The 8,554-nt window shown below is 61.4% G+C and carries 11 protein-coding genes; 5 read left to right on the forward strand and 6 right to left on the reverse strand.

The window, feature by feature from the left end; translation table 11 throughout:
- Positions 1–289, reverse strand: a 289-nt coding sequence (locus F8N49_RS21965) for a hypothetical protein (RefSeq protein ID WP_178117046.1), incomplete at its 3' end; no start/stop codon positions are given.
- Positions 290–554: 265 nt separating this feature from the next.
- Here F8N49_RS21965 and F8N49_RS21970 point away from each other — a divergent pair.
- Positions 555–1,265 carry an SDR family NAD(P)-dependent oxidoreductase gene (locus tag F8N49_RS21970; protein ID WP_016774234.1) on the forward strand — a complete coding sequence of 237 codons (711 nt, stop codon included), beginning with the start codon at positions 555–557 and terminating at the stop codon, positions 1,263–1,265.
- Between the two features lie 94 nt (positions 1,266–1,359).
- Positions 1,360–2,289 (forward strand): LysR family transcriptional regulator, encoded by a 930-nt coding sequence (locus F8N49_RS21975; RefSeq protein WP_122699049.1) that lies wholly within the window; start codon positions 1,360–1,362, stop codon positions 2,287–2,289.
- On the opposite strand, the gene F8N49_RS21980 is transcribed toward F8N49_RS21975, so the two are convergent.
- Together F8N49_RS21980 and F8N49_RS21985 are read right to left on the reverse strand one after the other, a co-directional pair.
- A complete protein-coding gene (locus F8N49_RS21980; protein ID WP_095179591.1) occupies positions 2,290–3,207 on the reverse strand; it encodes an AraC family transcriptional regulator in 918 nt (305 codons plus the stop codon).
- A gap of 173 nt (positions 3,208–3,380) precedes the next feature.
- The gene (locus tag F8N49_RS21985; protein ID WP_056784713.1) at positions 3,381–4,145 is read right to left on the reverse strand and encodes an SDR family NAD(P)-dependent oxidoreductase; all 765 of its coding nucleotides are present in this window, start codon (positions 4,143–4,145) and stop codon (positions 3,381–3,383) included.
- 258 nt (positions 4,146–4,403) lie between these two features.
- Here F8N49_RS21985 and F8N49_RS21990 point away from each other — a divergent pair, with 258 nt between their 5' ends.
- Together F8N49_RS21990 and F8N49_RS21995 are read left to right on the forward strand one after the other, a co-directional pair.
- A complete protein-coding gene (locus tag F8N49_RS21990; RefSeq protein WP_151552550.1) occupies positions 4,404–5,285 on the forward strand; it encodes an AraC family transcriptional regulator in 882 nt (293 codons plus the stop codon).
- A 126-nt stretch (positions 5,286–5,411) separates the two neighbouring features.
- Positions 5,412–6,149, forward strand: coding sequence for an SDR family oxidoreductase (locus F8N49_RS21995; protein WP_071171866.1), 738 nt, complete (start codon positions 5,412–5,414; stop codon positions 6,147–6,149).
- Positions 6,150–6,555: 406 nt separating this feature from the next.
- Here the strand turns inward: F8N49_RS21995 and F8N49_RS22005 are convergent, their stop codons facing one another.
- Positions 6,556–7,251 carry a B3/4 domain-containing protein gene (locus tag F8N49_RS22005; RefSeq protein ID WP_071171865.1) on the reverse strand — a complete coding sequence of 232 codons (696 nt, stop codon included), beginning with the start codon at positions 7,249–7,251 and terminating at the stop codon, positions 6,556–6,558.
- 46 nt (positions 7,252–7,297) lie between these two features.
- Here F8N49_RS22005 and F8N49_RS22010 point away from each other — a divergent pair, with 46 nt between their 5' ends.
- Entirely contained in the window at positions 7,298–7,924 is a 627-nt protein-coding gene (locus F8N49_RS22010) for a helix-turn-helix domain-containing protein (RefSeq protein WP_122750652.1), read from the forward strand.
- Positions 7,925–7,994: 70 nt separating this feature from the next.
- On the opposite strand, the gene F8N49_RS22015 is transcribed toward F8N49_RS22010, so the two are convergent.
- Together F8N49_RS22015 and F8N49_RS22020 are read right to left on the reverse strand one after the other, a co-directional pair.
- Positions 7,995–8,195 (reverse strand): hypothetical protein, encoded by a 201-nt coding sequence (locus F8N49_RS22015; RefSeq protein WP_016774226.1) that lies wholly within the window; start codon positions 8,193–8,195, stop codon positions 7,995–7,997.
- A gap of 144 nt (positions 8,196–8,339) precedes the next feature.
- Positions 8,340–8,554: hypothetical protein (locus F8N49_RS22020; protein WP_151550742.1), on the reverse strand; the 215-nt coding region annotated here is incomplete at its 5' end.

Here is an 8,554-nt window from a genome sequence, read left to right on the forward strand (position 1 = left end):
AATCTTCGTTGTCCCAAGCGTTGATCTGACCTGGGCGAGCGATGTACGGCGCGTCCGGGAACATCTCTTTCAGCTCCGGCACCAGCGGGCCGTTCGGGCCTTGTTCGAAGCTGGTGGTGAGGATGGTCGGCAGGTCGAAGAACTTGGCCAGATCCGCCAGCGCCAGCACGTTGTTCTTGAACTCGTTCGGCGAGAAGTCCTGCACCAGCGAGATCAGACCGGTCTGGTGGTCAACCAGCAGCACGATAGCGTCGTCTTTGTTCAGGCGGTTGTAGGTTGGAGTGGTCATGGTGTGCGTCCCTTTTCAAGTTTGGAGTTTTGTTGTTGCGTTCAAGTTGGGTACAGATTACTGACGCACAGCAAAGGGATAAATCGGCTGAAAAGCGTTTCACCGTCCACTGAAACGGGACAATCATTCGAGGCCCGCTCTGATTAGATACACCACAGTACAAATGATGTACCTCAGCCCCCATTTATCAACTCCGCGCAACTTCCTAAAGTCTCCTCCAACAGCCACCCGCCATCCTGACGGGCCAGCGACAGAGGAAATCATCATGAGCACATCGAAAAAAGTAGTTGTCATCACCGGCGCCTCGCAAGGCATTGGTGCAGGTCTGGTCGAAGGCTTTCGCGCCCTTGGCCATCAAGTGGTCGCTACCTCGCGCTCGATCAAAGAGTCGAGCGACCCGGATGTCCTGACCGTCGCCGGCGACATTGCCGATCCGCAAACCGCCGAGCGCGTGATTCGCGCCGCTGTCGCCCGCTTCGGTCGCGTCGATACGCTGGTCAACAATGCCGGGATCTTTCTGGCCAAGCCGTTCACCGCTTACAGCCAGGCGGACTATGCCCAGGTCGTGGCGACCAACATGAGCGGCTTCTTCTACATCTCGCAACTGGCCATCGCCGAGATGGAAAAACACGGCAGCGGCCACGTCGTCAGCGTCACCACCAGCCTGGTCGATCATGCAATCGATGGCGTGCCTTCGGTATTGGCGTCGCTGACCAAGGGCGGCATCAACGCCGCGACCAAATCCTTGGCGATCGAGTACGCCAAGCGCGGGATTCGGGTCAACGCCGTCTCGCCGGGCATCATCAAAACGCCGATGCACGCTGAGGAAACCCATCAGGCGCTGGGCAGCCTGCACCCGGTCGGCCACATGGGGGAAATCGACGACATCGTGCAAGCGATCCTCTACCTCGACGGTGCAAATTTCGTCACTGGCGAGATCCTGCATGTCGACGGTGGCCAGAGCGCCGGCCATTGATCGAAACCCTGCAACGCCGCCGGTGGATACCGGCGGCGTCGTTGGTTGTGGTACACAGAGGATGAACGTCCGTCGATCCTCGGTGCGAGCCACAATGAAACGCCATTTTGAAGATTTGCAGTTAGGCAGTATCGAACTGTTCTGCCTGGCCGCCGAAGCCGGCAGCTTCACCGCCGCCGCGCAACTGGCCGGGGTCACGCCCGCTGCGGTGAGCCGGTCGATTCTGCGTCTGGAGCAACGCCTGGGTTCGCGACTGTTCGCGCGCACCACGCGCAGCATCCGCCTCACCGACGCCGGCCGCAGCTTCTTCGAACAATGCAGCCAGGCCCTGACGCAACTGGTTGAAGCGCAGCAGGAAGTCATGGGCGCGCAGACTTCGCCATCGGGTCGACTGCGCATCAGCCTGCCGACCACCTACGGGCATCACCGCATCCTGCCGCTGCTACCGAAATTTCGCGCGTTGTACCCCGAGGTCACGGTCGACGTGCATTTGGGCAATCGCAATATCGACTTCGTTGAAGAGGGCTACGACCTGGCGATACGCGTGCGCGCACAACCGGACTCGACGCTGATCGCGCGCTTGCTGGAAGACGCCGCCCTGGTGGTGGTCGCCGCCCCCGAATATCTGCATAGAGCCGGCACGCCGCAGACGCTGGACGATCTCATCGCGCATGAGTGCATCCAGTTCGAATTGCCCAGCAGCGGGCGGCGGATTTCCTGGCTGTTTCAGGAAAACGGCCGGGACCTGGAAGTGATTTCCGACGGTGGCTATTCCTGTTCCGACGATGTGCTCGGCGGTGTGACGCTGGCCAAGCACGGCGCCGGGCTGTTTCAGACTTACCGTTTCATCGTCGAGCAGGAACTCGCCGATGGTCGCCTGATTGAAGTGCTGCAACCGTACGCCGGACGTTCGCGCCCCTACACCCTGCTCTACCCGCACGGCCGCTATGTGCCGCAACGGGTGCGGGCGTTTGTGGATTTTCTGCTGGGGTTTCGTGAGCAATGGGCAGGACCCGCGCGGTAATCAACCGGTCTGACGCAGGCGGCTAAGTTCCTTGGACGGCGGGCAGCCGAACTGGCGGTTGTATTCGCGGCTGAACTGCGAAGCGCTTTCGTAGCCGACGCGGTAGCAGGCGCTCGAGACGTCCAGCCCTTCATTGATGATCAGCCGCCGCGCCTCTTGCAGGCGCAGCTGTTTTTGATATTGCAGCGGGCTCATGGCGGTGACGGCTTTGAAGCGGTGATGCAGCGCCGAATTGCTTAGATTGGCCACCTGCGCCAGCGCGTCGATGCGCAGCGGTTCAGTGAAATTCTTGTTCAGCCAGTCGATGGCCCGCGTGACCCGATGGGTCTGCGAATCGCTGACGGCGATTTCATACAGCAGATGCCCGTGCTGGCCGCGCAGCAGGCGGTAATACAGCTCACGCAACACCATCGGTGCGAGCATGCCGATGTCGCGCGGGTTATCCAGCAGGCGCACCAGACGCAGCATGGTGTCGAGCAGGGTCACGTCGATCTTGTCGAGAAACATCCCGCGACCGGCGTCCTGTGGCATGCCGGTCAGCGGCGATTCGGCTATCAGTTGCGTCAGTTGCGCCGGATCGAAATCCAGCCGTACGCAAAAATACGGCGCCTCGGGCGAGGCTTCGATCACCCGTCCCGACACCGGCAATGTCACCGACACCACCAGATAATTCAGCGGGTCGTAGAGGAAGCGTTCGTCACCCAGCCCGACTTCCTTGCGCCCCTGCACGATCAGGCACAGCGCTGGCCGGTGCACAACGTGAATCAGCTCGGACGGGCCATCGAGACGGATCACGTGCAGCGGCGCAATCGCAGTCTCGTAGGTGCCCGGCGCATCGAAGCGCTGAGTCAGCAAGCGCACCAGTTCGGCGCGATACACCGCCGTATCGTGGAGGATGGAAGCGTCGTGGTTATCCATGCAAAGGGCCTCGAAAGCAGACGAAGGTGGGTCAACTGCGGAGGAAGATTAGCCAGTTTTACTCAGCGGCGACTAGTTCAAAGATGCTGCAGATTTGCCTGATTCTGCGTGCTCGTGATCGTAGTAAAGCCATGGGCGCGTTATCACACGCGCCCATGGCTTCTCACACCCTATCAACCCGCCGTTACCGTCATGCCGCCATCGGCCATGACCACCGAGCCGACCATGAAACTGGCGCGGTCGGAGGCCAGAAAGGTCACGATCTCGGCGATCTCTTCCGGCTGCGCCGCCCGACCGATCGGCGCCGCTTCGCCGTGCTGCGCGAGGAAGCCCGGGCCGTCCTCGACCACGTCATTGAGGATATTGGTCACCACATCGCCGACGCCGATGGCATTGACGCGAATGCCGTGTTCAATGACTTCAAGGGCCAGCGTGCGGGTCAACTGTGCCAGCGCGCCTTTGGAAGCGGTGTAGGCGGCAATGGTCGGAAAGGCAAAGTACGACGCATAGGAAGCGATATTGACGATCGCGCCGGACTTGTTCGGGATCATCGCCTTGACCGCTTCGCGGCAGTGCAGGAAGGCGGCCGTGGCATTCACTGCCTGGATCTTTTCCCAGTCGTCGCGGCTCATGTCGATCACGGCTTTGTTGATGATGATCCCGGCGTTGTTGACCAGAATATCCAGGCGCCCGAACTGCTCGACGGCAAGGCCGACTGCGCGTTCGGCGGCGCCGTCCTCGGTGATGTCCGCCACCAGCGGCACCAGATCGGGACGAGCCAGTGCTTCGACAGCCGGGTTGAGGTCTTCGGCAATCACCTTGGCGCCGCGAGCGTGCAGCATCAGCGCAATCGCCTTGCCGATGCCACTGGCCGCGCCAGTGACCAGTGCAACTTTACCGGCGACTTCTTGGGGCAGGGTGTGGTTGAAATCAGTCATGGTTTTAACTCCTCGATAGCGAATCGGTGTTGCGCCTGATGGCGCGGTCGTAAACACGGCTTCACTGTCGCGCACTGTCCGCCGCCGGGCTTTCGGGCGATTGCCGGGACTGTCGGAGTTTTGCGCTGGAATTTCCTGCCCGCCCGCCCTAACCTGCAAAATCATTCACAGCCGAAGCTTTTGATGGAGCGTCCTGTGCCCCCTGCCAGCCCCGCTACACCGACAATCAACCAGCCAGCGCGCATCGCCGCCGAAGCCATGCCGGAGCATCTGCCCGGTATTGCGGAAACGACCACGCCGCGGCCGCAGATCAAGGATGCAGTGGTGCAATTGTTCCGCCATCAGACTCTGCTTGAGCCGATCCGCGTGCCATGCGTGGCCGAACCGCTGCTGGTGCTGGTATTGGCCGGCACTGCCCGGGTCGAAGAACGTTCGTTGGGTGGAGAATGGCAGGCGAGCCAGGTCACGGCGGGCGACTTCTTCCTGACCAACACCCGCGAACCTTATGAAATGCGCTGGCAGACCGAAGGCTGTGAGGTATTCGAAGTCATGCACCTCTACCTAGGTCTGGGCCTGATCGAACAAGCGGCGCGCGAAGCGTTCGGCGAACAGGCCGGTGCAGTGACGTTTGTCGATGTGTCCGGTGCGCGTGACGAGCAGGTCAGCTTCATCCTTGAGCAACTGCGCATCGAACTGACCGAACAGCGCCAACCCAGCGCACTGCTGGTGCACAGCCTGGCTCAGGCGTTGGCGATCCATCTGCTGCGTCATTACCTCGACCCGGACAGCAACCCGCGCCGCGACAACGCCCTGCCCGCCTACAAACTGCGCCGGGTGATCGAAGCCATGAATGCGCATCTGGCGGAGGATTTCAGCCTCAGTCATTTGGCCGCCATCGCCGGGCTGAGCGACTACCACTTCAGCCGCACCTTCAAGCGCGCCACCGGTTTATCGCCCTCGCAATACTTCATCCGCCTGCGCATGAGCCGCGCGCGTCATCTGTTGCTGGAGACCGTAGGCAGCGTGATCGACATCGGCCTGGAGGTTGGCTATTCCAGCCCCAGCCATTTTTCCCAGGTGTTCCGCCGCGAAGTTGGCGTCACGCCTAGTGCCTACCGCGATGCGCCACGCGGGGCCTGAAACCTGTCGAAAAGCGATGCAGCAGAATTGGGCAAATCCCGTGGAGGAATCGATTAATAGCCCATGAGCCGCCGCACTTAATCTTCTTCCAAGCCCACTCACGGGCACACAGAAGAGGACGACATCATGCTGAACATTCAAGACAAAGTGATCGTGATTACCGGCGCCAGCAGCGGCATCGGCGAAGCCACCGCACGCCTGCTCGCCGAACGTGGCGCCAAAGTGGTGTTGGGTGCACGGCGCACCGAGCGTCTGGCAGTGATTGCCGAAGAGATCAATAGCGCCGGTGGCCACGCGCAGTTCCGCGCACTGGACGTCACCGATCAGCAGGATGTGCAGCGCTTCGTCGATTTTGCCGTGGAGCATTACGGCCGTGTCGATGTGCTGGTCAACAACGCCGGGGTCATGCCGTTGTCGCGGCTGGACGCGCTGAAGGTCGATGAGTGGAACCGCATGATCGACGTCAACATCCGTGGCGTACTCCACGGCATAGCCGCCAGCCTGCCGTTGATGCAGCGCCAGCGCGCCGGGCAGATCATCAACATCGCCTCGATCGGTGCTTACGCGGTGAGCCCTACTGCGGCGGTGTACTGCGCGACCAAATACGCCGTACGGGCGATTTCCGAAGGCTTGCGTCAGGAGGTGGGCGGCGATATTCGCGTCACCGTCATCGCACCGGGCGTGACCGAATCGGAACTGGCCGAGAGCATTTCCGATGAAGGCGGCCGCGAAGAGATGAAGTCATTCCGCAAGATCGCCATCCCCGCCGAAGCCATCGCCCGCGCGATTGCGTATGCCGTCGAACAACCGGCGGACGTGGACGTCAGCGAACTGATCGTCCGCCCAACCGCGAGCCCTTATTGAGACCAGGAGTCAATCTGTGGCAGCGAGCCTGCTCGCGAAAGCTGGGTCAGGCGAACATGATGTTGAATGTACCGCCGCATTCGCGGGCAAGCCCGCTCCCACAGGGGGTTGTGGCACCGCCAGATCACTGGTCAACACGGAACATTGTGGGAGCGAGCTTGCTCGCGAAAGCGCTGGGTCAGCCGGCAAAGAGGTTGAATGTGCCGCCGTCTTCGCGGGCAAGCCCGCTCCCACAGAGGTTGTAGCACCACCAAATCATTGGTCAACACGGAAAACTGTGGCAGCGAGCTTGCTCGCGAAAGCGGTGGATCAGCCGGCAAAGATGTTGAATGTGCCGCCTTCTCGAGCAGGCTCCCACAGGGAATCGCGGTGCCGCTGACGAAACGGGCTGGCACTCATATCCAACCTAACGCGCTCCCGGCCCGATCAACATGCTTTCGATCTCGGCGCCGGGCATCATTTGCTGCAGGCCTTCGATGAGCTTGTCGCCAGCCTCGGTCAGCGCTTCCAGCGGCATGGCCGGCAGGCTTTCGAGGATGAACCACATGTGCTGCGCCTGCGCATCGAGGCGGGTTCGCACGCCTTGGCGCCAGTTCCAGCGCCGGCAGGTCACGCCTTGGTCATCGCGCCAGACCACTTCGCCGGCGTCCGGAAACTCATGCGCGGGCAGACCTTCTTTCATCGTGTCGAACGGTTCACTGCCATCGGCGACGACCAGACGCGGTGAGCCTATGTAGGCTTGCGCATTCTCGCCGCCGACCGGAATCGCGTATTCGAGGCTGATGGCGTTGTACAGATCAACCACCGGATCGATGCTCGGCAACTCGCCGTCGCGCAACACCCGTTTGCGCAGAGCCTCGGCCGAGCAAGGCGTGCGCTGCGGCTTGGCACCGAACTGGCGAAACACGTCCGCCCAGGCCTGCAAGTGCGCGGGCGCCCATGACGGGCCACCGTTGGCGACGATCTGACAGGCTTTGGCCAGTGCTTCACCGGCCACGTATGCCTGAGTAATCGGCGCCGCTTGCACGACAATACTCAGCGCTCTGAAGCCCGGCGCGAGTTGCGCAACAGCCGGATCGATTGACGGCACGACAGACAGCATCCCAGAATCCCCCTCATACCCGAATTTCAAACGATGCTAGCGATCAATGACCAAGAAAGTCAATATATCGACCGAAGCCGGCGCCGACGTCGAGACCGTCAGCGCGGCGGTGTCGCGCACGCTCAAACAGGCGCGCAAACAACAGGGCATCACCCTCGACGAACTGTCCCGACGCTCGGGCGTGAGCAAAGGCATGGTGGTCGAGATCGAGAAAGGCTCGGCCAACCCAAGCATCGCGACATTGTGCAAAATCGCCGCGGCGCTGGGCTTGTCCGTGGCGGACTTCGTCAATGTCGCCGACACTCCGGCGGCGCATCTGATCGACAGTGATGACATCCCCACGCTATGGACCGGTGAACTGGGCGGATCGGCGCGCCTGCTGGCCGGCACCAGCGGCCCGAACATGCTCGAGTTGTGGCGCTGGGAATTGTTTCCCGGCGAGTCATTTGCTTCAGCCGGTCACCCGAACGGCACCACCGAGTTGTTTCATGTCGAGAAAGGCACGTTGCATTTGCACGTTGGCGATGCCGAGCTGATTGTCGGGCCTGGGTGTTCGGCGGTGGCGCGGACCGATGTGGCGCATGGGTATGCCAACCATGGGCGAGCGAAACTGGTTTTCACGATGTCGGTGACTGAACTGCATCAGGGTGCCAGGGAAAGCCCCTCACCCTAGCCCTCTCCCCGAGGAGAGGGAACTGTCCGGGTTGACCATCACAGGGAGCGTTCCCCTTCAAACAGCACGGTCAGCGTGACGGCGGATGCTCCGTCGAAACCGAATTGGCCGCATCCACATCCGACATGTCTTCTTCTACAGGCGCCTCATCGTCCGGCGGCAAAGGCACCTCGGGGTTTTCGCGCTTGGGATCGTGCCCGGTCTCGTTGTCGGTGGTGCGCGTCACGGCTTGTTGCGACTGGTTGCCCGGTGCGTTTTCATCAATGTCCATGTCGTTCTCCGAGGTGTTCAGCGATAGGTACCTGAACGTGTGAAATGCCCTTGCGTGACAAGTGCCCGACAATGGACGAACGGCGTTCTGTAGAAAACGCAAAAAGCCTGCTTTCGAGGCAGGCTTTCGCTTTGGATTTAACGCTTACTTCTGCTGCGTCAGCGCCGAGTAGCTGTTCATCAGGTTGCGGTAGTTGGGAATGCGCTGCGACAGCAGATTGCCCAGGCCTTCGATGTCGTTGCGCCAGTCGCGGTGCAGCTCACAGGCCACCGAGAACCAGTTCATCATCTGCGCGCCAGCCTGAGTCATGCGGCTCCACGCGGCTTGCTGAACAGTGGTGTTGAAGGTGCCGGACGCAT

Origin of the sequence: Pseudomonas sp. GXM4, from assembly GCF_008923895.1 — a bacterium.
GTDB classification, from domain to species: Bacteria; Pseudomonadota; Gammaproteobacteria; order Pseudomonadales; family Pseudomonadaceae; genus Aquipseudomonas; species Aquipseudomonas atacamensis.

Coding starts and splice junctions, on each gene's coding strand:
- F8N49_RS21970 (WP_016774234.1), top strand. CDS start 555: ATGAGCACATCGAAAAAAGTAGTTGTCATCACCGGCGCCTCGCAAGGC.
- F8N49_RS21975 (WP_122699049.1), top strand. CDS start 1,360: ATGAAACGCCATTTTGAAGATTTGCAGTTAGGCAGTATCGAACTGTTC.
- F8N49_RS21980 (WP_095179591.1), bottom strand. CDS start 3,207: ATGGATAACCACGACGCTTCCATCCTCCACGATACGGCGGTGTATCGC.
- F8N49_RS21985 (WP_056784713.1), bottom strand. CDS start 4,145: ATGACTGATTTCAACCACACCCTGCCCCAAGAAGTCGCCGGTAAAGTT.
- F8N49_RS21990 (WP_151552550.1), top strand. CDS start 4,404: ATGCCGGAGCATCTGCCCGGTATTGCGGAAACGACCACGCCGCGGCCG.
- F8N49_RS21995 (WP_071171866.1), top strand. CDS start 5,412: ATGCTGAACATTCAAGACAAAGTGATCGTGATTACCGGCGCCAGCAGC.
- F8N49_RS22005 (WP_071171865.1), bottom strand. CDS start 7,251: ATGCTGTCTGTCGTGCCGTCAATCGATCCGGCTGTTGCGCAACTCGCG.
- F8N49_RS22010 (WP_122750652.1), top strand. CDS start 7,298: ATGACCAAGAAAGTCAATATATCGACCGAAGCCGGCGCCGACGTCGAG.
- F8N49_RS22015 (WP_016774226.1), bottom strand. CDS start 8,195: ATGGACATTGATGAAAACGCACCGGGCAACCAGTCGCAACAAGCCGTG.